General features: G+C 35.9%; 24 protein-coding genes. 4 read left to right on the plus strand and 20 right to left on the minus strand.

Annotated elements, in window-relative coordinates; genetic code table 11:
* Positions 1-58: 58 nt before the first annotated feature.
* The 6 genes from ribD to LG296_RS11140 all read right to left on the minus strand — a co-directional run bounded on the left by ribD (position 59) and on the right by LG296_RS11140 (position 6,522).
* Positions 59-1,165, minus strand: coding sequence for a bifunctional diaminohydroxyphosphoribosylaminopyrimidine deaminase/5-amino-6-(5-phosphoribosylamino)uracil reductase RibD (gene ribD / locus LG296_RS11115; RefSeq protein WP_107934921.1), 1,107 nt, complete (start codon positions 1,163-1,165; stop codon positions 59-61).
* Positions 1,166-1,184: 19 nt separating this feature from the next.
* Positions 1,185-1,928 carry a GTP cyclohydrolase II gene (locus tag LG296_RS11120; RefSeq protein WP_107934909.1) on the minus strand — a complete coding sequence of 248 codons (744 nt, stop codon included), beginning with the start codon at positions 1,926-1,928 and terminating at the stop codon, positions 1,185-1,187.
* A 245-nt stretch (positions 1,929-2,173) separates the two neighbouring features.
* Positions 2,174-2,896: an exonuclease domain-containing protein gene (locus tag LG296_RS11125; RefSeq protein ID WP_107934908.1), complete on the minus strand. Its 723-nt coding sequence runs from the start codon at positions 2,894-2,896 to the stop codon at positions 2,174-2,176.
* Between the two features lie 26 nt (positions 2,897-2,922).
* Entirely contained in the window at positions 2,923-3,888 is a 966-nt protein-coding gene (locus LG296_RS11130; RefSeq protein ID WP_107934907.1) for a DUF294 nucleotidyltransferase-like domain-containing protein, read from the minus strand.
* A gap of 83 nt (positions 3,889-3,971) precedes the next feature.
* Positions 3,972-5,273: an ammonium transporter gene (locus tag LG296_RS11135; RefSeq protein WP_107934906.1), complete on the minus strand. Its 1,302-nt coding sequence runs from the start codon at positions 5,271-5,273 to the stop codon at positions 3,972-3,974.
* A 466-nt stretch (positions 5,274-5,739) separates the two neighbouring features.
* Positions 5,740-6,522 (minus strand): 3D domain-containing protein, encoded by a 783-nt coding sequence (locus tag LG296_RS11140; RefSeq protein WP_107934905.1) that lies wholly within the window; start codon positions 6,520-6,522, stop codon positions 5,740-5,742.
* Between the two features lie 420 nt (positions 6,523-6,942).
* On the opposite strand from LG296_RS11140, the gene LG296_RS11145 reads away from it, so the two are divergent.
* Complete coding sequence (locus LG296_RS11145) at positions 6,943-8,616, plus strand: sigma-54-dependent transcriptional regulator (protein WP_107934904.1); 1,674 nt, start codon at positions 6,943-6,945, stop codon at positions 8,614-8,616.
* 118 nt (positions 8,617-8,734) lie between these two features.
* Here the strand turns inward: LG296_RS11145 and LG296_RS11150 are convergent, their stop codons facing one another.
* Positions 8,735-8,950, minus strand: coding sequence for a hypothetical protein (locus LG296_RS11150; protein WP_107934903.1), 216 nt, complete (start codon positions 8,948-8,950; stop codon positions 8,735-8,737).
* 176 nt (positions 8,951-9,126) lie between these two features.
* Entirely contained in the window at positions 9,127-9,351 is a 225-nt protein-coding gene (locus LG296_RS11155) for a hypothetical protein (RefSeq protein ID WP_107934902.1), read from the minus strand.
* 269 nt (positions 9,352-9,620) lie between these two features.
* On the opposite strand from LG296_RS11155, the gene guaC reads away from it, so the two are divergent.
* Positions 9,621-10,604 (plus strand): GMP reductase, encoded by a 984-nt coding sequence (guaC, locus tag LG296_RS11160; protein WP_107934901.1) that lies wholly within the window; start codon positions 9,621-9,623, stop codon positions 10,602-10,604.
* A 53-nt stretch (positions 10,605-10,657) separates the two neighbouring features.
* Here guaC and ehuA read toward each other — a convergent pair whose 3' ends face one another.
* The 10 genes from ehuA to LG296_RS11210 all read right to left on the minus strand — a co-directional run bounded on the left by ehuA (position 10,658) and on the right by LG296_RS11210 (position 21,100).
* Complete coding sequence (gene ehuA, locus LG296_RS11165; RefSeq protein ID WP_282433272.1) at positions 10,658-11,476, minus strand: ectoine/hydroxyectoine ABC transporter ATP-binding protein EhuA; 819 nt, start codon at positions 11,474-11,476, stop codon at positions 10,658-10,660.
* Entirely contained in the window at positions 11,469-12,218 is a 750-nt protein-coding gene (gene ehuD / locus LG296_RS11170) for an ectoine/hydroxyectoine ABC transporter permease subunit EhuD (protein WP_107934900.1), read from the minus strand. Before ehuD ends, ehuA begins: the two co-directional genes overlap by 8 nt.
* Positions 12,215-12,877, minus strand: a complete 663-nt coding sequence (locus LG296_RS11175) for an amino acid ABC transporter permease (protein ID WP_107934899.1) — start codon at positions 12,875-12,877, stop codon at positions 12,215-12,217. The genes ehuD and LG296_RS11175 overlap by 4 nt, the downstream gene beginning before the upstream one ends.
* Before the next feature lie 127 nt (positions 12,878-13,004).
* The gene (gene ehuB / locus LG296_RS11180; protein WP_107934898.1) at positions 13,005-13,886 is read right to left on the minus strand and encodes an ectoine/hydroxyectoine ABC transporter substrate-binding protein EhuB; all 882 of its coding nucleotides are present in this window, start codon (positions 13,884-13,886) and stop codon (positions 13,005-13,007) included.
* Between the two features lie 43 nt (positions 13,887-13,929).
* Positions 13,930-15,348, minus strand: a complete 1,419-nt coding sequence (locus LG296_RS11185; RefSeq protein ID WP_107934919.1) for an aldehyde dehydrogenase family protein — start codon at positions 15,346-15,348, stop codon at positions 13,930-13,932.
* Positions 15,332-16,432 (minus strand): homoserine dehydrogenase, encoded by a 1,101-nt coding sequence (locus LG296_RS11190; protein ID WP_107934918.1) that lies wholly within the window; start codon positions 16,430-16,432, stop codon positions 15,332-15,334. Before LG296_RS11190 ends, LG296_RS11185 begins: the two co-directional genes overlap by 17 nt.
* Positions 16,433-16,450: 18 nt before the next feature.
* The gene (locus LG296_RS11195) at positions 16,451-17,689 is read right to left on the minus strand and encodes a M20 family metallopeptidase (RefSeq protein WP_107934897.1); all 1,239 of its coding nucleotides are present in this window, start codon (positions 17,687-17,689) and stop codon (positions 16,451-16,453) included.
* An 18-nt stretch (positions 17,690-17,707) separates the two neighbouring features.
* Positions 17,708-18,907: a cystathionine gamma-synthase family protein gene (locus LG296_RS11200; RefSeq protein WP_107934896.1), complete on the minus strand. Its 1,200-nt coding sequence runs from the start codon at positions 18,905-18,907 to the stop codon at positions 17,708-17,710.
* A 15-nt stretch (positions 18,908-18,922) separates the two neighbouring features.
* Entirely contained in the window at positions 18,923-19,900 is a 978-nt protein-coding gene (locus LG296_RS11205) for a cyclodeaminase (RefSeq protein WP_404426988.1), read from the minus strand.
* 12 nt (positions 19,901-19,912) lie between these two features.
* Complete coding sequence (locus LG296_RS11210; protein WP_107934894.1) at positions 19,913-21,100, minus strand: M24 family metallopeptidase; 1,188 nt, start codon at positions 21,098-21,100, stop codon at positions 19,913-19,915.
* 217 nt (positions 21,101-21,317) lie between these two features.
* Here LG296_RS11210 and eutB point away from each other — a divergent pair, with 217 nt between their 5' ends.
* Positions 21,318-22,325 (plus strand): hydroxyectoine utilization dehydratase EutB, encoded by a 1,008-nt coding sequence (eutB, locus tag LG296_RS11215; RefSeq protein ID WP_107934893.1) that lies wholly within the window; start codon positions 21,318-21,320, stop codon positions 22,323-22,325.
* A 34-nt stretch (positions 22,326-22,359) separates the two neighbouring features.
* Positions 22,360-23,982, plus strand: coding sequence for a PucR family transcriptional regulator (locus LG296_RS11220; RefSeq protein WP_107934892.1), 1,623 nt, complete (start codon positions 22,360-22,362; stop codon positions 23,980-23,982).
* Between the two features lie 130 nt (positions 23,983-24,112).
* On the opposite strand, the gene LG296_RS11225 is transcribed toward LG296_RS11220, so the two are convergent.
* Both LG296_RS11225 and lepB read right to left on the minus strand, forming a co-directional pair.
* Positions 24,113-24,592 (minus strand): SRPBCC domain-containing protein, encoded by a 480-nt coding sequence (locus tag LG296_RS11225; RefSeq protein WP_181418093.1) that lies wholly within the window; start codon positions 24,590-24,592, stop codon positions 24,113-24,115.
* A gap of 193 nt (positions 24,593-24,785) precedes the next feature.
* Positions 24,786-25,349, minus strand: a complete 564-nt coding sequence (gene lepB / locus LG296_RS11230; RefSeq protein ID WP_107934890.1) for a signal peptidase I — start codon at positions 25,347-25,349, stop codon at positions 24,786-24,788.
* Positions 25,350-25,395 lie beyond the last annotated feature (46 nt).

A 25,395-nucleotide genomic window follows, 5' to 3' on the forward strand; every position in this document is an offset into this window, starting at 1 on the left:
TTTCTAAATCTCTCTTTTGATAATTACTATCGGTTATCTTGTGTAAATACCAACCGGCTTAAACAATTTCTACCGCAGGATATGCTGTAATACATAAATCTGGACCAACTTGTTCAATCGAATCGAATTCTAGCTGAAGTCCATCCTCAATACTATCAATATTCATACCTGCAAAAGGCGTTTTCGAATTACGCCCACCTATTAATTTAGGTGCCATAAAAACAAGAACCTTATTAATTAATCCTGCTCTTAAAAAGGAGCCATTTACCTCTGCTCCACCTTCTACTAAAATATCCGTAATACCGATTTCATATAATTCGTCAAGCATTTCTTCCAAGTTTAACCCTTGTTCCGTTTTTGAAACAGTTAGGATTTGAACTCCTTTTTCAGTTAGCCGGTTCACCTTTGCCTCATCAACCTCATCACTCGTAACAATTATCGTTTGTGCTACAGCCGTATTGACAACATTAGCATTTAACGGCGTTTTTAATTCACTATCTAAAATGATACGAATAGGATTTTCCCCTTCACGGTGTGGGAGCCTTGTCGTAAGGGATGGATTATCCGCTAAAACGGTCCCTACTCCAACCAGTATTCCATCCATTTCATGACGAAGCTTGTGTACTTGTAATCGTGCCTCTTCACTCGTAATCCATTTAGAATGGCCATTATGAGTCGCTATTTTCCCATCCATTGTCATCGCAAATTTCGAAATAACAAACGGTCTATTAGCTACCATATTATGAATGAAGCGTTCATTTAATTTACGTGCCTCTTGTTCTAATAAGCCGACCTCAACCTCAATACCTGCAGCTCTTAATAAACTAATACCTCTTCCAGCAACTGATGGGTTTGGGTCCATAGTAGCGACTACAACACGACTAACTCCTGATTCTTTGACCAGATTTGCACAAGGCGGTGTTTTGCCGTAATGTGAGCAAGGCTCTAACGTAACATATAAGGTTGCTCCCTTTGCGTGTTCCCCTGCCATATTAAAAGCATGTACCTCTGCATGTGGTTCACCTGCTTTTCTATGTAAGCCGGTACCAACTATGACACCATCTTTTACAAGAACTGCTCCAACACATGGATTGGGATTTGTGTTTCCCTTGGCTGAAGCAGCTAACTCTAAAGCTAATTGCATGTAATCACTGTCTGTCTTCATCACTACACATACACACTCCTTAAACAGTTAGTTGTTCTTCTGAAATATGTCCAGACTTTTTCACCTTGGTTTCAAGGTAATGACGATTTGTTTCAGTTAAACCGCCCCATAAGGGAATATGATTATGTGCAAGAAGACCATGAGATTTTAAGGCAGCTAATTTTTGAGGATTATTTGTAATCAATGTAACTGGTTTAGATCTTAATGCCTCAAGTACACGAATCGCTTCTTCATAATTTCTTGAATCATCTTCAAATCCTAGTGCATGATTGGCTTCTACCGTATCATAGCCCTCTTCCTGTAAAATATATGCCAAGGACTTAGAGAACAATCCAATTCCACGACCTTCATGGTTCGCTAAATAAAAGATAGCACCACAGCCATGCTCAACAATCATTTTCATAGACTCATGAAGCTGATAGCCACAATCACAACGCTGACTCCCAAAAATATCGCCCGTATGACAAATACTATGCATACGAATAATTGCGTCGTCTGCGTTTGTAAAATCACCAAACACCAATACTGAAGACTGCTGCTTTGATGCCAATTCTGCTTTGACAATCGAATTAAGTATAGAGTCCTTTGTATCATGTTGTTTCTCTGTTGTTACCCATGTGTACCATTGAAAAGTTGTTTCAAAACCCTCTTGCTTTACCGGTAGCTTTACTGGACCAACTAGACATAAATTCTCCACATCATTGAAAGGAACAATCTTCATTTTATCTTTTAAAATATTATTAACATTTGATATATTATCCATCTTTCTATCACCTATCTTTTCTTTACATTTATGAGAATAACCAACTTATAAATTGAATTTTATTTATTATATCAAGTCAATAAGTTAATCTATTACTATTCAATCCTTACTATATTAATATGATATAAGATTTTTTACTATAAATATAGCTTATGTTTAAAAGGAAATTAAAAGCAGTTCATCCACACATAAAAAGTGTAAACAAAGAAAAAGACTTTGTTTACACTCTAAATAAAAATCTATTATTATATTCTTGCAAATTGATTGTATACATCATTTAATGTTTCGCAACCTAATTCGATAACTTTCTCTACATAAATACGCCAAATTTGAGCGGTCATTTTTGCATCTCCTAATGCGTGGTGACGCTCAACAATCGGTATATTATTTTCTATACAAAGTTTTTCCAATGAAACATTATCAAAATCTCGATCTATTAATTTATAAAGAAAGGATGTATCTACAATTCGATGCTTAAACAGTGTTTTAAAATGCTTTGAGCTTACATATTGCATGAAACTTCTTTCATGAGTTGCATGATGGGCAACAAGAGTAGAATCCTGTACAAATTCGAAGAAGTTCATTAAGACATTTGAAATTGGCGGCGCTTCACGTACGGAATCATTTGTAATTCCGGTAAGTTGAACGATTTCTTGTGGAATTTCGTCCTCATAATGAATTAGAGAATAAAATTGTTGCTCCTCCAATATTGTTAACCCATTCATCTTTATTGCCCCGATGGATAAAATTGCATCTCCTCTTTCAGGAGAAAATCCAGTAGTCTCAATATCAAAAACCACCACTTTCAACTTATCTAATGGTGTATTCAATGCATCATCTTTATTAATCTCTTTTTGTAAATGTCTCAAATAAGCCATTTGCTGAGAATTCTGAATACCACCAATACCACCATGTACACGCTTTCCTTGAATCCCTCTTAGTAATTGCATAAATGGTTCAAATGCCATATCAACACCCTTTTCATTTGCACTCCTTAAATTTCTTTCACGTTCACTAATTCAATTACAGCATCATGGAGTTTTTTCCCATATTTAAGAATTCGTTTAATCTCTTTTCTTTGGTCCTTCGTTAGATTTTTTAAATTTAAATAGTGCGTATCATCATACTCTTTTACTTGAAATAAAGTTAAACGATAGTTCATGAGTAATTCGAAATTTCTATAGCTGTCTTTAAGCAATTCTTCATATTCCTTCTTTTCTCGCAGCACTTCAATCCGCTCTAACGTGGAGGTCTCTATAAGACCTTCTTTAATAGATAGAAGTCGAACCGAGTTGACGTAAGGTAGAAATGCAGCATATTTCAAATTAATATGCCCCTGGTAAACCCCGTGTTGCTCCACTAAGATCTGACCCATTGGACCAATGGCATTTTTAAGTAGCTTTACGTTTTCCATTAAACGCTTCAACAATGTTGGATAGTCTTTCTGCTGTTCATAAATCATCGTTTTTAATTGATTTATATATTCTGTATCACCATACAAAGCTCTAGCATCATAAAAAATTTGCAAGTATCGAATGGATTCCCAGCTTTTTTCTTCCATCCACTTATACAACTGGACTTTCCATTCCTTATATGATTTACACCAAATCGGGTTTGAGCTCATTATATTGCCAGAACAATATGGATATCCAACAATATTTAATCCTTTTGATAATTCTTCACCAAGCTTCTTAAAATACAAGTCATTTTCGGTAGTGTATTTTTCATAAACAATCCCATGATCCTGATCACTGATTAACCCTTGTTCAAGGCGCCCCCCACTACCCGTTATAAACCAAGTAAATTTACACGGTGATTTCTTTAATGTTGTTCTTTCTATTGCAATTTCCAGTACTTTTAGCATTACCTGATCATGAAATGTATTGAGCTCAACGTTATTTGATAGGTAGGAGGGTATATGGGCATCCTTCCATTCCTTTATAGACTCATACGTTTCCATAGAGATCACTTCCTTTATAGAAAAAGCCTCTGAATGTCAGAGGCTTTTTGTTTAAGTATAAGGTTTTTTTGATTAGTAGTTTACTAGAATTTATCTTTTGTTGCAGCAGTAGTTAATTTTACTTCTTCTAAAGCCATTTGCTCTGGGTATCCATAGCTACCATGCTCTGAAATATCCAAGCCCATGATTTCTTCTTCTTCTGTAACTCGAAGACCACCCATAACTTTATCCATAATTTTAAGAAGAACAAATGCAACTACAAATGCGTAAGCACCAGAAGCAACAACACCTAAAGCTTGAACGCCTAATTGTTCCCAGCCACCGCCATAGAACAATCCAGCTTGACCCCAACCGATGTCAGTTGATAATGCAGGTAAAGCGAATAAACCGTTAGAAAGTGTACCCCATACCCCTACAGTACCATGAACAGATAAAGCAGCGATTGGATCGTCAATTTTAAGTTTTTCAAATAATTGCATGCTGAATACTACCATTACACCACCGACTAAACCGATGATTACAGCAGCCCAAGGAGCTACAAATCCACAAGAAGCTGTAATGGCAACCAAACCAGCAAGTGCACCATTTAATGTTGTTGGTACATCTGCTTTACCAGTTTTAACCCAAGCTGTAAACATTGCGGCAACTGCACCAGCACCAGCAGCTAATTGAGTGTTTAGGATAACATATCCTAAGAAGCCATCAGCAACACCGAAAGTACTTGCTCCGTTAAAACCAAACCAACCTACCCAAAGAATTAAAACACCTAAAGTAGTATATACTTGGTTATGCCCAGCAAGGACATTTGAAGAGCCATCCTTGTTATATTTACCAATACGAGGCTTTAAAATTATCGTTGCAGCTAAAGCAGCCATTGCACCAGTTAAGTGAACTACTGTAGAGCCAGCAAAGTCTTGTTTACCGTGTTCAGCTAACCAGCCACCACCCCAAATCCAGTGTGCAACTACCGGATAAATTAAAGCAGAGAAAAGAATAGCAAAGATTACGTAGACAGATAGTTTTGCACGCTCAGCAAATCCACCAAACGCAATTGTCAGTGCAACTAAAGCGAACATCACTTGGAAAGAGAAATCGACTGCTGGTGTTAGCCCACCTGCATCTGCTGCGGTTGTTGTATCTCCATAGAAGAAATTCGATAATCCGATAAATGCATTTCCATCTCCATAGATAAACCCGTAACCTACAGCCCAAAATACTAAAGTACCAAGACCAGCAGTGAATATTGTTTTGCCAGCTACATGACCAGCATTTTTCATTCTTGTTGAACCTGCTTCGAGTAAAATAAATCCGCCTAACATAAAGAATACTAAAATTGCACCAATCGCTACCCACAGGTTATCCATTAGCACTACAACAGCTTCCATAAAATTCATTCTCCCTTCTTAAAAAAAGATTCTTCATGTTACGTTATATTATTCTATGATGTTAGGAAATGTAACACGCTTTATTTAACTTAATTTTACATTATATTCCCCTTATGTCAATACAATTTTCATAAATTATTTTCATCAATGTCAGAAAAGTTAACATAACTATATAAACACTTATCTGATAAGCTTTTTGTCTTTAAACTAAGACAACTAGCAATACCACATGTATGCGATTTCATAAAATTCATAGGCTATACCTTACGTAGATGTACATTTTTCAAACTATACCATGGGAAAAAAGTTCCGATTCATAAATGTCAAACTTTTGAGATAAAAAGATACTCACATGTAAATTTGGTTTACAGCTTAATTTCTTTTATGTATAAATATTAGTTATTATTAATAATTAACCGAAACAAAGCAAAGCTCTAGAGATTTATAATCCCTAGAGCTTTTGTTATTAATTAATAATTTTTATTCTAACTTGTTTGCGGCCCCATTGAAGTGCTTCGTTACGAGTTGGGATAAAAACATCAATTTTATTCCCTTTGATAGCTCCACCAGTATCACCAGCAATCGCTTCTCCATATCCTTCAACCCACACTCTTGAGCCTAATGGAATGACATTTGGGTCTACTGCAATTACCTTTTGATTTGGATTAGAACGTAAATCAATTCCAATTGCTGTTGTCCCAGAGCAGCCTTCGCAATAAGCCGTATAAGCCGTTGCAGTTACTAATAGCTCTTTTCCAGAAGCGGGTTCTTCAGACGAACTCTGAGTTACTTTAGGTTGACTAGATTCCGTTTTACTTGGCTGTTTTTTCGCCACATTCTTTTCTACATTTTGCGTTGTATTTACGGAAGCATTCGCTACTATCGTTACTTCTTCCTTTTCACTTCCATCATCATAAAGAATTAAATCCATACCCGGATGTATTGTATAATCTGATAGTTCATTCCACTCCATTAAGTCCTTCAATTCAACTTGGTTATTTATAGCAATTCGGAATAGGTTATCCCCTTCTTTTACCTTGTAAACTTCTGGTTGTAGCATCTTGTAAAATGCAACATCACGATCTAACGCATCATCGAATAATCCGTCACCTAATGGATCTGTGATTATTAAGCTCTCCTCTTCATCATCGGTATGCATAGCAGCTCGATCAATTTCCATCCCATATACATTTGTTGTAGATATCGAAAATACGATAAGTAGCATCATTAAGGTTAATTTAGTTTTCATTTCTTCGTCCTCCTGACAATTAATCTCGAAATTTGTAATTGAATTACGAAATAAGTTCTGTCCACGGACTTACAGAAATATACATATTGATATAAAAATAGAAATAAATTGTAATATTTGTAATAAATGAAATATTTTTATATTCCACCTGAAACACTTATGTAATAGCGTTTTCTCCCATTTTTTAAAGCAAAAAAAATAACTGATTTAGAAGAAACAAACTTCTAAATCAGTTATGAAAATGGTTTTTTGTAACTTGAATAATAGAGGGAAAACTTCAAAATAAACCGACTTTCCCTTGATTTTACACCTATTCATTTCTACTAGTTAAACTTCATGATACAATAAATATTAAAATCTGATTTGATACTACATAGACCTCGTAAAGCTATACTTAAATGTAGAAAGGTGGCTCAAAGTATGAAGATAAATGTACATATAATTGCACCCTATGAAGCAATGTTACCTATAATAAAAGAATGTACTCCACTTTTTCCCGATATGAAGATCTGTGTATCTATAGGAGAATTACAAGCGGGTGTTGATATTGCATTATCAAAAGAATATGAAACAAATATATTCATTAGTAGAGGCACTACAGCCAGGCTCATTAAAGAGGCAGTGAAAACGCCCGTTATTGATATGAATATTACAGGCTACGATATGATTCGTTCGCTTACGCTAGCTTCAAATTTAAGCGATAAATCTGCACTTATTAGTTTTCCTGATATAACCACATTTGCGAAGTCGACAATCGATTTAATGGATCTTCCTATTTCAGTATTCACAATTGAACATACTGATGAAGTTCCCCCTTTAATTGTAGAGCTGAAAAATAAAGGCTATAAGCAAATTATTGGAGATACAATTACCTTAAAAACAAGTGAAGCATACGGTCTAAAAGGATTTCTAATTCACGCTAGCAAGGTAACGATTATTAGATCATTAGAACAAGCAACAGAGTTATTTCATTACATAAATAAAGTAAATATACCTAGTAAAATATTCGAGATTATCACGAAGAAAAATTATAAAAATTTTGTTCTTCTCGATAATCAAAACAATATCGTCTATGAGCATTTTACCACAATACAATTTACTAATGATTTAAAGAGTGAGATGTACATATTAAATACGGACATTAATCTAAATAATGAAAAAGCTACAAAAAATTATGTTGTAGAAGATTGTATAATCGAAATCAAGGGACACTATTCGCCCACCTTTTCATATAAAATATATATCTTCAATAAACATGACCAGCTTTTAAATCAAGAAGGCTTAAAGGTACATACAGAAAATTTATATGCGCCATTAATTGCTAATTCAGATAGAATCCAGTTTATATTGCAGCAAATCAAAACTCTTTATCAAATAAACGAGCCTATCCTTTTAATCGGTGAAAAAGGAACCGGTAAGGATTTTATTTCTACTTATATACATGACCAGTGTAATGAAGGCTTACTTTTAACAATTAATTTTGAAAAATATAATATCAACCAATTGGATAAGATTCCCTTAAACAGTGTCCGTACAATTAAATTTCAAAATTTATCACGAATCAAAGATAATCATGATAAGTTGTCAGCTTTTATCGAAATGTGCCTTAACTTAAAAATACATGTGTTTGTACTATTAGAAAACATCATTCAATTTGAACCTTTTACAAGTAAAATTTCTAATATAGTTGAACTTCCACCTTTGAATGAACGAAAAGAGGATATTGAAGGCTTTGTACAATATTTTTTATCCTCCTTCCATGAAAAATATGGAACTGTTGCTGTTAAGATCAAAGACGAATCGTTGTCTTTGTTAAAGGAAACTACCTATCCCTTCAATATTGATGATTTACGATTTGTCATGAAACAAATTGCTTTAAAAGAAAATTATATTGTCATTCAACATGAGACAGTTGAAAATGTTTTAAATGTAGAAAAACTTGCTTTAAAGGCTCTATCCTTTAAGGGAACATTAAAGGATATCGAAAAGGAAATCATTGAGCTTGTATTAAAAGAAGAAAACTTTAATCAGTCGAAAACAGCTGAGCGGCTTGGCATAAACAGAGCTACATTATGGAGAAAACTTAAAGAATGAGACAATGTGCGGACAAAATTAAATACTTGTCCGCACATTTTGCCTTTTTAGAGTGGTTTTAAAAAAAATAAGGTACCCTACTATTAAGATACCTCATTGTATATTATTCAAGTTTTTATTAATTTAGTAAATCATTATCACAGCTAGGGAATATATAAATACCTTGTATTAGCTCATAATCATAATATTTTTGTACAAATTTTTGTTGATATAAGTATTCTAATAAACAAATTTCGTCTTCATCTGCATCACATAAGACACCCGAGACGCTAAGTCCATTTTTAAACGCAACGCCAATCGGCTGACCAATTAAAAGTTTGATTTTATCAAGCATCGATTAGCTCCCTCCTTCCTCTAGTTTATGAGGAGAGATGTAAGCCTATTGTGCGTTAGCCTTATATGTAAAATTGATTTTTAGTTTCGTGTTATTTTTGATTCAAAATAATTACTTATACAAAACTCCCCCCAAACGATAAAATAATCCCGTTCAAATTGAACGAGATGTATTTTTTAGTCTCTTTTTGTTCCTCGCATCAGTTTTTCAAATCGTTGCATCACAGGATCGATTCTAGGTTTAAATTTAAAAGGATTTTTTTCAATTCCAAATTCTTCTCGAGTGTTTGATTGTATGACTGTTAGCTTTTCGTTTGCAGTACCTGGTGGATTATTTAACGTCTCTTTGCCATCAAAATGTGGTGTTGCTTCTACATGTTGATTTTCTGATCTTCTTGGCATCATATCATCTCCTTCGAAATTTAATATGATTACAATGCCCTACTTTTATTCAAATATATTTAACTTTATGTCAATAATTCTTACATAATATATATTATTAAAAGTTTCATCTATTTTGGTTTATATACTCACTTCTTTCGGACAAGCTAAAAAATACGCGCTTTATTTAGAAATACTTTGACATAGTCTCAAAAATAAGGTAAATTACCAAAGGGCGAACAATTAATGCCTATTACTAAAAAATATTCGTGATTTAGAGGTGTTCTTAAATGGAAAACGTATTTGATTATGAAGATATTCAATTAATCCCAAATAAATGTATAGTAAATAGTCGATCAGAATGTGATACTTCCATTATGTTTGGGGGTCATAAATTTAAATTGCCAGTAGTACCTGCAAACATGCAAACTATTATTGATGAAACGATTGCCATTAACCTAGCTGAAAATGGTTACTTTTATATCATGCATCGATTTAACCCGGAAACTCGTTCAGAATTCATAAAAAATATGCACTCTCGCAAATTGATTGCTTCTATTTCTGTTGGTGTTAAAGAAGAAGAGTATGCATTCATTGAGCAATTAGCTGTAGAAGAGTTAATTCCTGAATTCATAACAATCGATATTGCTCATGGACATTCGAACGCTGTTATTAATATGATTAAGCATATTAAGCATCATTTACCACAAAGCTTTGTTATCGCTGGCAATGTAGGTACTCCTGAAGCAGTTCGCGAGCTTGAAAATGCAGGAGCCGATGCAACTAAAGTTGGTATTGGACCAGGTAAAGTATGTATCACGAAGATTAAAACAGGATTTGGTACTGGTGGTTGGCAATTAGCAGCACTTCGTTGGTGTTCAAAGGCAGCAACTAAACCAATTATTGCTGACGGTGGTATTCGTACAAATGGTGACATCGCAAAATCAGTTCGATTCGGCGCTTCAATGGTAATGATCGGTTCTCTATTTGCTGGTCATGAGGAATCTCCAGGCCAAACAGTTGTTAAAGACGGTAAAATGTTTAAAGAATACTTTGGTTCTGCTTCTGAGTTCCAAAAGGGCGAAAAGAAAAACGTTGAAGGTAAAAAAATGTACGTGGAACATAAAGGATCTTTAATGGATACTTTAGTAGAAATGGAACAGGATTTACAATCATCTATTTCTTATGCTGGTGGAAGTAAACTAGACTCAATCCGTACAGTCGACTATGTAGTAGTAAAAAATTCTATCTTCAATGGAGATAAAGTATATTAATATCAATAAACGAGTAGAATTTCAGTTAAGTGAAATTCTACTCGTTTTTTTGCTTATCCCCTTCTAAATCTTTTTAAGAATGCTTGTACTCGTTCATTTTCTGTATGTTCGAGTACATCCCTAGCTGCCCCCTGTTCTGCAATTACCCCTTGATCTAGAAATAATACTTTATCTGCCACATCAAGAGCGAAGTCCATTTCATGTGTAACTAATACCATTGCCATATCGTCATTTTTTGCGATATCACGGATTACCTCTAATACTTCACCTACTAATTCAGGATCAAGCGCTGATGTAACTTCATCGAACAGCATGATTTTCGGTCTCATGACTAAAGCGCGAGCCATTGCTACACGTTGCTTTTGTCCTCCAGAAAGCTGTGATGGATAGAATTCTAATTTATCGCCCAGTCCTACACGGTCCAGCATTTTTATAGATCTTTCTCGGACCTCTTCCTTATTTTCTTTTTTGACATGTATTGGTGCAGACATACAATTTTCTAAAATCGTCATATGGGGGAATAAATTAAAATGCTGAAAGACCATTCCAATGTCTCCGCGAACATCACGTAGATGTTTTTCATTTGCACGAATACTTAAACCCTTTTTGTCCATCTTCCATAAATTTGTTCCATTGACAATTATGTCCCCTGAGCTCGGTTCCTCTAGAGTCATTAGCATGCGAATAATTGTTGTTTTACCTGAACCACTTGGTCCAATTACCGCAATTTTCTCACCTGGATGGATATCAAGATTGATGCCCTTGAGTACATGTACGTCACCAAAAGATTTCGTGACATCACGATATTTAACAATTGGCTCAGAATTTAATAAAATACTACTCTTTTTATCTTTCACTAATGTCTCAGACAATACGATCGCTCCCCTCAAGATTCATTCCTTGGATTGTTTTCATTTTCGATTTTGATAAAACTGCATTCTTGTCAAAGCGTGTATTCATTTTCACTTCTAATTTCCTAATTAAAATGGATGATGGGTAGCTTAATGCTAAGAAAATTATTCCAACAATTGTTAGTGGTTCTAGATATGCAAAATGTGAAGCTCCATAGGAATTTGCCATAAATAGGATTCCTCCCACACCTATTACCGATGCTAATGGAACTTCTTTGAACATAATAATGAAATAGTTTCCTAGCATTGGGATTGTTGGCGGTATGGCTTGAGGCAATATAATCTTTTTCCATTTATCTGCATTTGAAAAGTTTAGTGCAGTCGAAGCCTCCCATTGTCCTTTGTCAACACCTTCAATCCCTGAACGATAAATTTCACCAATATACGTACTGTAATGTATACCAATACCTAAAACAGCACATGTAAAAGGCTCTAATGTAACACCCACAACTGGTACCACTGGCCAAGCATAGTAAAGAAAGAATAGCTGAACTAATGGTGGGGTCGACCGGATAAACTCCATTACCCATGTACAAATCCAAACGATTGGCTTATTAGGTATCCGTCTTAAGAATATCCATACAAAACCGAAGAGTAATGCAAATCCAAAACATGCGAAGGTCAATCCGACAGTCAAACCTAACCCTTGCAATACAAGTGGAAATGCTTCTACAAATGTTTCCCATCTAAAGTTTGAACTCATTGGCTAGCCACCCCTTTCTTCGATAGTGTTTCTCCTTTTCTAGTTAACCAGATGAATGGAAGTGCAAGAATGAAATACATTAGTAAAACAACAACATACACTAAAGGAGCCTGAGCTAAATTAGTGCTACGCATGATATCTCCGTAGTATAAAATATCTCTCATTCCGATAAGCGATACGAGTGAGGTTGCTTTCATCATTTGAATCGTATAATTTCCAACCTCCGGGAGCATCATCCTGACTGCTTGTGGCAAGATAATCAAACGCATTCTTTGATAACTCGACATATTTAAAGCAATTGATGCTTCTGTCTGTCCTTTGTCTACAGCTAAAATAGAACCACGAACAACTTCAGCTAAATAAGCACCATAGTTAAGTCCAATCGCAATTACACCCGTCCACCAATTTGAACCCAATTGAATGCCAAAGAGCATAGGAATAGCGTAATACAGCCAGAACAATTGAACGATCAAAGAAGTGCCTCGAAAGATTTCAATATAGACACCTGCAATTTTATTTAAAATTGTATTTTTAGATGCTCTTGCAAGACCTGCAATAAACGCTACTATGTAGGCAATAATTGCTGAAGCTAGTAAAACTGAAACAGTTATCTGTAAGCCTCGCAGTAGTTGTGGAAGTATTTCAATAATGGCATTCATATTGATCATCCCTTTCTTATTGAATAATTAGAAAACTATAAATGGTTATGAAAAAAAAGGGACTTCCTCACGAAAGAAGCTTGTCCCTATTAAGAAACCATTTCTTTTACTAGTATTTAATTTCAGCTTAACCTTCTCCACCGCAAAGCTGCTCAGTTGTAACTGATCCAACTTCAACCATGTTACTAATTTCACTAAAGCCATTTTCCTCTAGTATTTTTGCAATTGTTCCGTTTTCTTTTAGCTCTTCTAGCTTCTCATTATAGGCAGTACGTAATTCCTCGTTATTTAAGTTGAAAGCTGCTGCACCATAGCTCGGTACTCCATCAACTGCTGGTTGCTCAAATGTTTCAACAAATTCTAATTTGTCAGTACCTGCCGATTCCAATGCCATCTTCACCGTCATTTCAGTACCTGTTGTTGCATCTGCACGACCTGCTTGAACAGCAGAGAAGGTTGCAGGAATATCAGGAGCTGTAATAATTTGCTCTGGGCTTACCCCTTCTTGTTTTAAAAATTCAATTTCAGTTGTGCCTTCCATTACTACCACTTTTAAATCTGAATTTGCTGCAATATCTTTATAGCTTTGAATATTTTTTGGGTTACCAGCTGCAACGATTAATCCTTCACCGTATTTCATCTCAGGTTCGCTAAATAAAACACGTTCACAACGATCTGCCTTGATGGCCATTCCTGCTGTGATAACATCAAACTGATTCGCTTGTACTCCAGGAATAAGCTGACTAAAGTCCGCTAATTGTGCTTCAACCTCTTCAATTCCAAGCTCTTTAAATACAGCTTTTGCAATATCTACATTGGCTCCTTTTATCTCACCATTTTCTTCATATGCATAAGGTACTTCATTTGCAAAACCGATTTTAACTTTACCTGCGTCTTGTAGCTGTGCAAGTTTTCCGGCACCATCAGTTGATGCTTCACCCTCTCCACCACACGCTGCCAATACAAGCATGGTTAATGCTGCTAAAAACATTAGTGCAATTTTTTTCATCGAAAACCAACCTCCTAGTTTTTTAAATGAACAATCTATTAGATTAGAAATTAGAGTTAAGTTTAAAGCATACTACCTTTTGCTCGGTCATCTCCTGTATAGAAAATGCTACCCCTTCTCTTCCAATCCCTGACTGTTTAACACCACCAAATGGCATTGCGTCAATTCGGAAATCACTGCTATCATTTACAATAACGCCACCGCATTCCAATTCGCGAATGGCTTTAAAGGCATTATCAAGGTTTTGTGTAAAGATACCTGCCTGAAGACCATAGGAGACATTATTTGATTTTTGTATTGCTTCTTCTAAATCATTAACTTTTTCAAGGATTAAAACCGGACCAAAGATTTCCTCCTGAGCGATTTTACTATTTGAATCGACATTAGTTAGGACGGTAGGTGAATAGAAAGCACCTTTTCTCGTACCCCCACAAAGAAGTGATGCCCCATTTCTTAGCGCTTCCTGTACTAGTTTTTCAATTCGAATAGCTTCTCTTTCTGTAATCAAAGGACCCATTTCCGTCTCTTCGCTTAACTTATCTCCTACTGAAAGTTGCTTCGTTGCTTCTGCTACTAATTCTTCAAAAATCTTGTAAACTTCCTTTTCAATATAAACTCTTTGGACACCCAGGCAGTTTTGTCCCGCTGCCCAAAATGCACCTGAAGCAATTGCTTTAACCGCCTCAAGAATGTCTGCATCCTTTAGCACGATACAAGGAGAATTAGATCCAAGCTCCATACTTAGTTTTTTAATGCCTGCCTTAGATGAAATTATTTTTCCTGCTTCATAGCCGCCAGTAAAGGAAATCATACGAACGTCTGGATGTGAAACAAGAACATCTCCAATTTCACTTGAATGACCTGTAATAACTGACAAAATCTTTTTAGGTAGGCCTGCCTGTGTGAATGCTTCTGCAAGCAACAAAGCACTAATTGGCGTTACTGAGGATGGTTTGATGATGATTGAATTACCAGCTGCAATTGCTGGTCCTAATTTATGGGCAACCAAATTCAAAGGGTCATTAAAGGGCGTAATTGCAACGATTAATCCAATCGGGAACCGCTGGTAATAGCCCACTCGATTCTCGTTTCCTGCCGTTTGGTCAAAGGGGATTGTTTCACCATGGATTCGTCTTGCTTCCTCGGCAGAAATTCGGATAGTTTCAATACAGCGCATAACTTCTTTTCTAGCTTCACGAATTGTTTTACTGCCTTCTGTAGCTATGGTTTCTGCAAAAAGTGATTGCTTTTCATCAATCCAATCCGCTGCCCTTTTCAAAATGCCCATTCTTTCAAAGGTTGATAAACGACTTGCAATCTCTGCACCCTGTACCCCTTCTTGAATAGCAAAAAGCACTTCTTCCTTAGTTGCAGCAGGCACTTGAGCAATAATCTCTCCATCCTGTGGATTTTCAACATCTATTAAATTTGTACCGATTACCCACTCACCTGCTAACAACATTCTCTTCTGTAATAATGTCCTTTCCACAAGCTCCCTCCTCCACAGACTTTCTCGTTCGATGAATATTTATCAAATCGATTAATATAGAAAAACCTGTTTCTACCTTTCCTGCTCCAGCCCCTATTAAAGTAATTGGTCCTGCAAGATCGCAAGTGTAAGTAATAGCATTTGTTGCGCCAGTAATATTAGCTAGAGGATGATCTAAAGCTATCATTTCTGGTTTTACAGAGGCGATAATGTTATCTTCCTCTTTTTTCAATTTGGCAATTAGCTTCCAGGTTTTCCCCTCTGCCTTTGCCTGTTCAATTTGGTTTTTAGTTAAGTGAGAGATACCCTGACACTGTACATCAGTAATTTTTAATGGATAGTTTAAAATAACATTCGATAGAATGACAATTTTATATAGAGCATCAAATCCTTCAACATCACTTGTTGGATCTGCCTCTGCGTAGCCAAGAGCTTGCGCTTCCTTCAAAGCCTCTTCATAAGAGAAGCCTTGTTCCATGCGTGTCAGCATATAATTTGTAGTACCATTTAAAATACCTTGTATTTCTGAAATATCATTTCCTGCCAATGAAGTTATTGGCATACGTAGAGCAGGTGTACCACTCATTACAGAGCCCTCATAGCCCCATTGTACCTGCATTTTCTGTGCTAAGGCATGCAATTGGGGATAAGCTAAAGCAACTGGTCCCTTATTGCTCATGATGACATTTCTTCTATGTTCAAAGGCACATTTACAATGATCGATTGCTGGTTGGCCCGTTTTTACATCAGTAAAAGTAACCTCAACAATTGTGTTTGCGTTAGAATTTCGAATTGTTTCAAAACTATTTAACCCGCGAACTAACCCCTTTTGATCTGGATATGCATCTAGCTTTCCTGTTTCTTTTACGACTTTTAATAAATTTTCTATTGAAAGTCCCTCAGGATGATAGAGTGAGCCCTTCATCACGTCACTAACCGCTACTATGACTGCATCAAGTCCAAATTGCTCTTTTAGTTGTCGCTTCTTGTTTTGAATAATTTCGGCGAATCCTTGGCCGACCACTCCAAATCCAAGTATTGCAATATGATGCTTCATAAATCTTCCTCCTTCCATTCACATCGCTTCATTTTCACTATTCAGATAATTCTGCGGAAGCTGTGCTCTTCCAAGCAAATAATTTAATAATGTTTGAGTTAATATTGCAGTCCCTATCGGTAAGCATCTTTCATCAATATCAAAAATAGGTGTATGGAGATCCCGCTTCATACCATCTGGAATCGAACAACCCAAGAAAATCATTGAGCCAGGAACAACTTTTGTCATATAAGAGAAATCCTCCCCCCCTAAACCAAAGGGGATATCAATAATGTTCATTGTTGGGTAAAGCTCTGATACTACTTCTTTTAATGTGGTATTTACTAGTGGGCTGTTATATAAAGCGGGCTCCCCATGTAAAACCTCTAATTCATAAGACCCACCGAATGCTTCTACAATTGAAAATGCTTTTTCTAAACGTTGCTCCAATTCTATACGAACCTCAGGTGTATAGCTTCGAAGTGTCCCCTGTAAATAGACTTCAGTTGGAATGATATTACTCGCGGAGCCTGCTTTTATTTCACCAATACTTACAACTGCTGCATCTAATGGAGATATATTTCTTGCAACAATCCCGTGTAGCGCCTGTAGTACCGGTCCGAGCATCCAAATAGGATCTGTTCCAAGATGAGGATATGCACCATGTCCACCAGTTCCAAAGATTTTAGCTTGGAATACATCTACGTTGGCCATGCTATATCCGTCATGTATTCGTGTCGTTCCAACTTCATGCTCTGGATCCATATGTAGTGCGATAATGCAATCTATATCTTTGAGAACTCCAGCCTCAATCAAATAAGGAGAACCTGTTTTTCCTGATTCATCAGTATTTTCTTCAGCTGGTTGAAAAATAAATTTCACAGTTCCTTGAATGTCACTATTTCTCCAAATTTCACCCATAATAGTTGCCACTGACAATGCAATAGCAGTATGGGCGTCATGTCCACATGCATGCATGACGCCACTATTCGCTGAAGGAAATGAATGCTCAGTAGTTTCTAAGATTGGAAGAGCATCCATATCAGCTCTTATCGCTACAGTTGGACCATTCCCTCTTGTTAAAGTTCCAACTACAGATGTTTCCACCCCAATACCCTTTTCTACTTGCATCCCCTCAATATTTGATAGCTGTTGGTATACAAATTTCGATGTTTCATATTCTTCAAAGCTTAATTCAGGATGCTGATGAAGATATCTTCGTAGTCTAATAATTTCATCAGATAATTTATGAACATATAAAAGGGTATTCATTTCCATTTGTTTCACCTTCTACCTTTAAACTGTTACAGTGTTTTCTTTTAATAATGCAAATGCTTGCTCTAAATCTTGGATTAAGTCTTCCGTATCCTCAATTCCTGCTGAAATTCTTACTAAGCCCTCTGGAATGCCCATTGCTGCTCTTTCTTCAGGTGTACATTCAACGTGGCTTGTAGTTCTAGCTGGACCATAAGTAGTTTCGACAGCACCTAAATTCGCTGCTCTATTTGCGTATTTTAATGCCGGTAATAGAATTTTTACTGCATCCATACCGCCCTTTAATGAGAAGCTTAGCATTCCGCCAAACCCTTTCATTTGTTTTTTAGCAATGTCATGGTTTGTATGTGTTGCGAGCCCAGGATAGAAAACGTCTTCCACAAGCTCCTGCTGCTGTAGATACTGAGCAATGGCTAAGGCGTTCTTTTCTTGCTGAACAACTCTTAATTTTAATGTTTTCATTCCACGTAATAATAAGTACGCTGCCCACGGATCTAATGTAGCCCCGTTAATTTCACGATAATGATAGATTGGCTCGATTAATTCCTTCGCACCGCAAACCACACCACCAAGAGCATCTGCATGCCCACCTAAAAATTTCGTTGCACTGTGTAAAACAAGATCTGCCCCAAGCTCAAGTGGATTTTGATTAATAGGTGTTGCGAAAGTATTATCCACAACAACTATGGCACCTGCTTCTTTCCCCTTCTTAGCCATTCTTTCGATATCTGTTATTTTTACTGTTGGATTTGTTGGCGTTTCTAAATACAGAATAGTACATCCTTTTTCAAGTTCTTCTTCAATCGCTTCATGATCACCTGTATCACATAAAGCTACTTCTATATTCATTTTCGGTAAAAATTCAGTGAAAATTTTATTCGTCCCACCATAAGTATCCTTAATTGAAACGATTCGATCACCAGGCTTTAAGAATGTATATAGTGTATTACTAATTGCAGCCATTCCAGTTGAAAAGCTTGTTGCGGCCTCTGCACCTTCTAGAATTTTCACCTTATCCTCGAAGGCTTGAACAGTTGGATTTGTATTACGTCCATAGATATGTCCTTGTTTTTTTCCAACAGCAACATCGTACCATTCGTCCATATCATCATAGTTGTAGGCTACACTTACAATAACAGGTACTTGAGTTGCCCCGTGTACAAGCACTTCTTTTTCTCCTGACCAAACAGCTTTTGTTCCTACATTAATTTTTTCTGTCATTTAAATCCCTCCAATTTATAATTGAAACTCTTTGATTTTAGTGTGTAATTGCTCATAGGCAAATCGTGCAATCACAGTATCTTGAACTCCTGTCCCTGTTAAATCACACACCGTAATTTGTCCGTCATTTTCTCGACCTTTTTTAAATCCAGCCGTGATTTCACCAAGTTCTATAATTGTTGAATCATCCTGAATGATATTTTGCTTCTTAGCGTGATGCAGTTCCCCTAGACGGAACACTTGGGATTTCACATCACACACAATCATATCTACCTGACTGAAGATTTTCTCATCTAGGTCTTGTTTATGCTCTGCATCAGACCCAATTGCTGTAATATGAAGACCTGGATGCAACCACTCTGCTTGAATTAAGGGAGTAGTTGAAGGCGTTGTTGTGACTACAATTTCACTTTCCTTTACTACTTGCTCCGGGCTTTTAGCTATAATTACTTTTTTGCCTAATTTTGCTTCCATTTCGACTGCGTATTTTTTTGCAGCCTCTTCATTACGACCAAAGATATGAATTGTATCAAATTCACGAACTTTAGAAAGTGCTTCAATTTGGTATCTTGCCTGTGTTCCAGTGCCGATTACACCAACATGCTGTATGTTATCTTTTGCTAAATATTTTGCAGAAACAGCACCAGCAGCAGCCGTTCGAACATCTGTCAAATAGCCATTATCAAGTAATATAGATTCTGTTTTGCCTGTTGTAGTGTTAAAGAGAATCATCATGCCACTTAAACTTGGCAGTCCAAGACTTGAATTATTAAAAAAACCTGATGAAATTTTAATAGCAAAAGTGTCTAAACCTTTGATATAAGCAGTTTTCACATCAATTTCCCCATTATTTTCAGGGATATCAATTCTCATAATCGGCGGCAGTGTCACTTTTCCATTAGCTAGAGCCATGAAGCCCTCTTCTACAATTTCAATAGCCTTCTCATTTACTGCCACATACTTTCTAATCTCTTCTTCCTTAAAAAGGTTCATAGTTTTCACACCTTAAAATACTTTTGTTGTATTTTTTACAAATAGCTGTCTTGGGAAGTTTGCAAAAACTTCAATTCCACTTTCGGTTACACGGAAGGATTCACTTAACTCCACCCCATATTCATCCAGCCAAATGCCAGGGATACAGTGGAAAGTCATATTAGGCTGTAAAATTGTATTGTCCCCAGGACGTAAGCTTGCAGTATGCTCGCCCCAATCTGGTGGATAATTTAACCCCATTGAATAACCAATACGAGATTCCTTTTCAAAACCACTCTTTGCGATTGTTTTGCGCCAAACTTCTTCTACTTCCTCACATGTAACACCTGGTTTAATAGAATCTAGTGTAATATTTAGCCCTTCTGTTACAACATCAGCCAAATATTTAATTTTCGGATCAGGTTCACCGATGAAAACTGTTCTAGATAGTGGAGAATGGTAGCGATTATAACAGCCTGCAAGCTCCAAAATAACCGGAATACCAGATTTATATTTTTCATCAGTCCATGTTAAATGAGGTGTAGATGTTCTTTCACCTGATGGCAATAGTGGCATGATTGCTGGATAATCACCGCCAAATTCAACAGTTCCACTTATTTGTGCATGCATAATTTTAGCAACAACATCACATTCACGGACACCTTCATCAATAGCATCAATTCCAACCTGCATAGCATTTTCTACAATTCTTGCAGCTTTTCTCATATATTCAATTTCTGTATCTGATTTAATAATTCTTACATAGTTTACGAGTGATGTGGCATCTGTGAAGGTAGCTTGTGGAAGACCAAGCTGTAATTGAGTGAAGCATTTAGCAGTAAAGTAATACGTATCCATTTCAAGACCTATAGTGCAATTTGTTTTACCAATCTCCTTTAGGATGTTGCAAACAAAATCCATTGGGTGTCTTTCTGTAGATTGAACATAATAATCTGGGTATGGAATAATATTATTTTCGTTTAGATAAGTCGTAACCTTAGCACCGTTCGCATCTTGATTTCGACCAATCCAGAAAGGTTCTTCTTCATCTAACAGTACAATTAGACATTGATGCACGTAAAACGACCATCCATCATACCCAGTCAGATAATTTAAATTAGCAGGATCCGTTACTAATAGGACATCCATTCCTTTAGAAGCCATTTTTTCTTTTGTTTTTTGTAGTCTTTCTTTGTATTCTGAAATCTCAAATACTGCCATATGAATCCTCCTTCGTTGTCATAAATCACTAACGATGTAATGATTTGTTACATTGAATTATAAATTCATAGCCTTCTCCAAAACAATCAGACAATTTGTATGAAATTATTAGACACTTTTTTAATTATTCTGAAATATTTAAAATATTATCTAAATTTTCATTTTATTTTATGTTAAAATACTTTACATAGATATTGTCGAGAGGAGATGTTTTAATATGCATGAAACTTCTAATGGGCTTTTAATAGAAAACAAGAGTATTACCTTACAAGATGTTTGGAAGGCAAAATCTAATATTTCATCATTAATCAAGAAGAGTCCCTTAGTGTACTCCCCTACCATTTCAAAATTAAAAGATGCTGAGATTTTTTTAAAATTCGAGCAGCTTCATGAAAGTGGCGCTTTTAAAATGCGTGGAGCAGTAAATGCAATTCATTGCCTATCTGAAGCTCAAAAATCCAAGGGTGTCATTACTTTTTCAACAGGAAACCATGGCTATTCTGTTGCATTAGCTGCTAAAAAATTAGGTATTCGAGCGGTTATTTGTGTCTCTACGCATGTTCCAAAAGCAAAAATCGAAAAAATACAAAGCCTAGGTGCTGAGTTAGAGATTTATGGAGAAAGTCAGGATAGCGCAGAACAAAGGTGCTATCAATTAATGAAAGAGCAAGGACTAACCTTGATTCCACCCTTTGATCACCCCCATGTTATAGCAGGACAAGGAACGATATCTTTAGAAATTTTAGAGGATCTCCCCACTGTCAACGGTGTCATTGGAGGCCTATCAGGAGGAGGTTTACTTTCAGGTATTGGTCTTGTTATGAAGTCAACCAACCCGGATATTCAGGTAATTGGCGTTTCGATGGAAAATGGTGCTGCAATGTATGAGAGCTTAAAGGCCGATAAACCGGTTGAAGTCAGTGAATTTCCTACATTAGCAGATAGTTTGCTCGGAGGCATTGGAGTAAACAATAACTATACTTTTAATATGATAAAAAGCTTTATTGATAAGTCTTATTTAGTTCCTGAAGAATCGATAAAAAAAGGAATGGCTTATTTATATAAAGAACATCAAATTATTGTTGAAGGTGCAGCAGCAATTGGAATTGGTGCAGTTCTGGACAATATCTTACATGTGCAGCCGCATACAAAATTGGTTATCATCATTACTGGCTGCAACGTTGACCTAGACGTTCATGCAAACGCGATCCAACAGTATATATAAAAGACATCAATTATATTAATGGGGGGATTCGAAATTGCAATATACTTTACAAGATGTACTAACAATTCCTTTACTTTCTAGTGCTAAGCTATTATCAGGAGAGGAAAGAATCGCTACACAAGTAGTAGATTCTGTTTCGGTAATGGAGCTGCCTGTAGAAGATTTTGTCAGAAATAATGAATTAGTTCTAACTACTGCAATTGGATGTGGGAATAACACCGAGGTTTTTGTTTCTTATGTGAAGGAAGTTTTTCTTTCTGGAGCAAGTGCACTTGCAGTTGCAATCGGAAGACATGTCCACTATATCCCCCAGGAAGTAATAGATTTTTGTAATATAAATAACTTTCCTATAATTGAGCTGCCCTGGGAGATTCGATTCTCAGATATTATTAAAATCATATTAGAGCAGTTAAATAATTGGGAACAAACCTCAACTATAAAAGCTGACGACATTCAAAGAGAGCTATTAAAGCTTTACTTAGACAATGAATCTATTGATACAGTTTTACGCTATCTCTCCAAGGACTTTCAAATGGATGTAACATTAACTTATAATGATGTTTTTGAAATATGTGAGCGGCATGATCAGAAGGAATCCTTTATTTTAAAGAAAGAGGAGCCATCCATTGTACATCTTAATAGCGGTATGTTCATGCAAATAATCCCTATTCATCTTTTAAATCAACAATATTGTTTTATCCTGTTTAAATCCAAAAAGCTTAATGCCTCTCCCCTCTCTTGGTTAGTACTAAATCAAATTGTGACAATTCTAACTCTATGGATTCAAAAAGAAAGAACTTTTTATCAAAATAAAGAGAAGGAGATTAATGACTATATCAAACTGTTACTAAATGGAAACTGGAGCGAAAAAGAGGAATTTATTAAACAAGGTCATAAAATCGGCATAGACGTTGAGGTTCCTTATGTTTGTGTGGTCGGTATTCCTGAAAAAGTTGAAGAATTCTACCATCTATATAAGAAGGATAAAAGTAAAGAGTCAGAGAAGGACTTTATACGGGCATTTTCAGAATTAGTTGAGACATCAGCCAAAAAAATAAACAAAAAGGTTATATATACTTTTCAAAAGGACTTACTCATCGTCTTTCTGGAATGTAAGGTGCAAGATGCCAGCCAAGATGTTAATTGCCTATTAAACTTACTAGATGAACATGTTAAAGAAAACAGAATACCCTCCATTTCATGGGGAATTGGCGAAAATCATGCCGGGTCACTGACATTTCATTTGAGCTATAAAAATGCGAGGACTGCATTAGAAATTGGAAGAAGTCAAAAAGGAGCCGGCTCGAGAAGCACCTTTGCGAGCACAGGGATTTATCAGCTGTTAATTTCGCTAACGAATAATACATTTTCTACAGAATTGATGCACGATACTATAGGTGTCATTGCAGCTTATGATAAAAATAACGGTCTTGATTTATTACATACACTATCCTCGTATATAATTCATCAAGGGAATGTGAGTCAGACCGCACGAGCCTTAAATTTGCATCGACAATCCTTATTGTATCGATTACGAAAAATCGAATCTCTTACTAATCGTTCTTTAAATGATCCTGATGATATCTTCTTATTGCAATTTTGCCTTAAGCTATGGACTGTTCGCTTTGAAAAGAAAGAAACCTCCAATATTATTTAAAACAGATAGAGAAGCGAGTAGATTTCAAACTTCGTACTCGTTTCTCTTTTTTTGGGGGTAAAAGAAAGTTCTTATTTGTGGTTAAAAAAGAGTGTAGACGATTATTACCTGTCTACACTCCCCTAAGGTTTTATAAATGCTCAACCAACAACTTATACTCTACATACCATTTTTCCCATTCATCGTTTGGAAGTAGATTTGTTTCACCTGTTACAATATCACTGAATCCTAACAAGCAAACATGCCAGCCTGCTAAATCTTTCGGCGTGTGGTCTGTAATAGTTGTGAGAATTTGTTTCATGATTAATTGTGAACCTGTGTCAGCAGGAGTGATTTCAAATCTAACAGTATCTTCTCCCCATTCAAACTGGAGGACTTTCCCCTCAACATAGTCTGTTATCAGTATTTTCTCCAGATTACCTGACCCATCATTATAATGAAAATTAATATTTCCACCTTTTCTTAGGTCTGTTATTTCAAGATGTTCCATCCAAAACTTAAACTTTTCATTGCTTATTAATGACGTCCAAACTTTTTCACTTGGTTCATCATATACTCGTTCATATTCTGCTGTATAACTTGTACCACTCTTATAAATTTTAGCTAGCATGTAAGATACCCTCCAATGAATAGTTGTCTCTACCATCATATTAAATAACAGCATATAAACCCAATGTAATGTAGCATCTTATTGAGTTAAAATTTGTTATAAGCCGGTAATGTGTAATCAGGCCAAGTTGTTCTCAGCCCAATTGTATACCCTCTGTAAAAAAGTGAGACTAACAGATGTCAGTCCCACTTTGCTATTCTTTACTTGTGTTAAATAACTTGATGTTACTTAACGGATAGATTCGGAATTTCGATTCACCTAATACAGATTCAATTGGTATTAAGCCAAAATGTCTACTATCAGAGCTTCTTAACCGATTATCCCCTAAAACAAATAAATAGCCTTTAGGTACCGTTTTATATCCGGTAATTTCTTCTAATGTAAAGTTTTCAGTTACCCGTTTTTGAAATGGATTACTATCATCTCGATTCACATAGGCTTCTTCATATTCTGTATTATTTATGATTAGGATATCGTCCTTCATTTCAACGGTATCACCGGGCAACCCTATAACTCTTTTGATATAATACTCTTTTTCGTAAGGTGCTTCAAATACAATCTGATCAAAACGATTGATTTCACTTATTTTACTAACAATTATTACATCCTGATTCTCATATGTAGGCACCATGGAAGCACCTTTAACAATAAGTGGGGAAAAAATGAATTCACGACATACAAATGAAATGACAATTCCAAAAAAAATAGCAACTAACCAAGACATAAATTCGCTTTTTGGTTTAGTTTGTTCTGTCATAATTATCCCCCTTTTGATATCTTACTATTTCCCTATAGTCTTCATC

This window comes from Ureibacillus chungkukjangi (assembly GCF_044795995.1).
Classification (GTDB): Bacteria; Bacillota; Bacilli; order Bacillales_A; family Planococcaceae; genus Ureibacillus; species Ureibacillus chungkukjangi.

Bases quoted from the DNA above. Each gene is read 5' to 3' on its own strand.
- LG296_RS11135 (WP_107934906.1), bottom strand. From the start codon at position 5,273: ATGGAAGCTGTTGTAGTGCTAATGGATAACCTGTGGGTAGCGATTGGT.
- LG296_RS11120 (WP_107934909.1), bottom strand. From the start codon at position 1,928: ATGGATAATATATCAAATGTTAATAATATTTTAAAAGATAAAATGAAG.
- LG296_RS11190 (WP_107934918.1), bottom strand. From the start codon at position 16,432: ATGAAGCATCATATTGCAATACTTGGATTTGGAGTGGTCGGCCAAGGA.
- LG296_RS11225 (WP_181418093.1), bottom strand. From the start codon at position 24,592: ATGCTAGCTAAAATTTATAAGAGTGGTACAAGTTATACAGCAGAATAT.
- LG296_RS11140 (WP_107934905.1), bottom strand. From the start codon at position 6,522: ATGAAAACTAAATTAACCTTAATGATGCTACTTATCGTATTTTCGATA.
- LG296_RS11200 (WP_107934896.1), bottom strand. From the start codon at position 18,907: ATGACAGAAAAAATTAATGTAGGAACAAAAGCTGTTTGGTCAGGAGAA.
- LG296_RS11175 (WP_107934899.1), bottom strand. From the start codon at position 12,877: ATGAATGCCATTATTGAAATACTTCCACAACTACTGCGAGGCTTACAG.
- LG296_RS11155 (WP_107934902.1), bottom strand. From the start codon at position 9,351: ATGCCAAGAAGATCAGAAAATCAACATGTAGAAGCAACACCACATTTT.
- ehuB (WP_107934898.1), bottom strand. From the start codon at position 13,886: ATGAAAAAAATTGCACTAATGTTTTTAGCAGCATTAACCATGCTTGTA.
- LG296_RS11145 (WP_107934904.1), top strand. From the start codon at position 6,943: ATGAAGATAAATGTACATATAATTGCACCCTATGAAGCAATGTTACCT.
- lepB (WP_107934890.1), bottom strand. From the start codon at position 25,349: ATGACAGAACAAACTAAACCAAAAAGCGAATTTATGTCTTGGTTAGTT.
- LG296_RS11210 (WP_107934894.1), bottom strand. From the start codon at position 21,100: ATGGCAGTATTTGAGATTTCAGAATACAAAGAAAGACTACAAAAAACA.
- ehuD (WP_107934900.1), bottom strand. From the start codon at position 12,218: ATGAGTTCAAACTTTAGATGGGAAACATTTGTAGAAGCATTTCCACTT.
- LG296_RS11130 (WP_107934907.1), bottom strand. From the start codon at position 3,888: ATGGAAACGTATGAGTCTATAAAGGAATGGAAGGATGCCCATATACCC.
- guaC (WP_107934901.1), top strand. From the start codon at position 9,621: ATGGAAAACGTATTTGATTATGAAGATATTCAATTAATCCCAAATAAA.
- eutB (WP_107934893.1), top strand. From the start codon at position 21,318: ATGCATGAAACTTCTAATGGGCTTTTAATAGAAAACAAGAGTATTACC.
- LG296_RS11205 (WP_404426988.1), bottom strand. From the start codon at position 19,900: ATGAACCTTTTTAAGGAAGAAGAGATTAGAAAGTATGTGGCAGTAAAT.
- LG296_RS11150 (WP_107934903.1), bottom strand. From the start codon at position 8,950: ATGCTTGATAAAATCAAACTTTTAATTGGTCAGCCGATTGGCGTTGCG.
- ribD (WP_107934921.1), bottom strand. From the start codon at position 1,165: ATGAAGACAGACAGTGATTACATGCAATTAGCTTTAGAGTTAGCTGCT.
- LG296_RS11185 (WP_107934919.1), bottom strand. From the start codon at position 15,348: ATGTTGTTAGCAGGTGAGTGGGTAATCGGTACAAATTTAATAGATGTT.
- LG296_RS11125 (WP_107934908.1), bottom strand. From the start codon at position 2,896: ATGGCATTTGAACCATTTATGCAATTACTAAGAGGGATTCAAGGAAAG.
- LG296_RS11195 (WP_107934897.1), bottom strand. From the start codon at position 17,689: ATGGAAATGAATACCCTTTTATATGTTCATAAATTATCTGATGAAATT.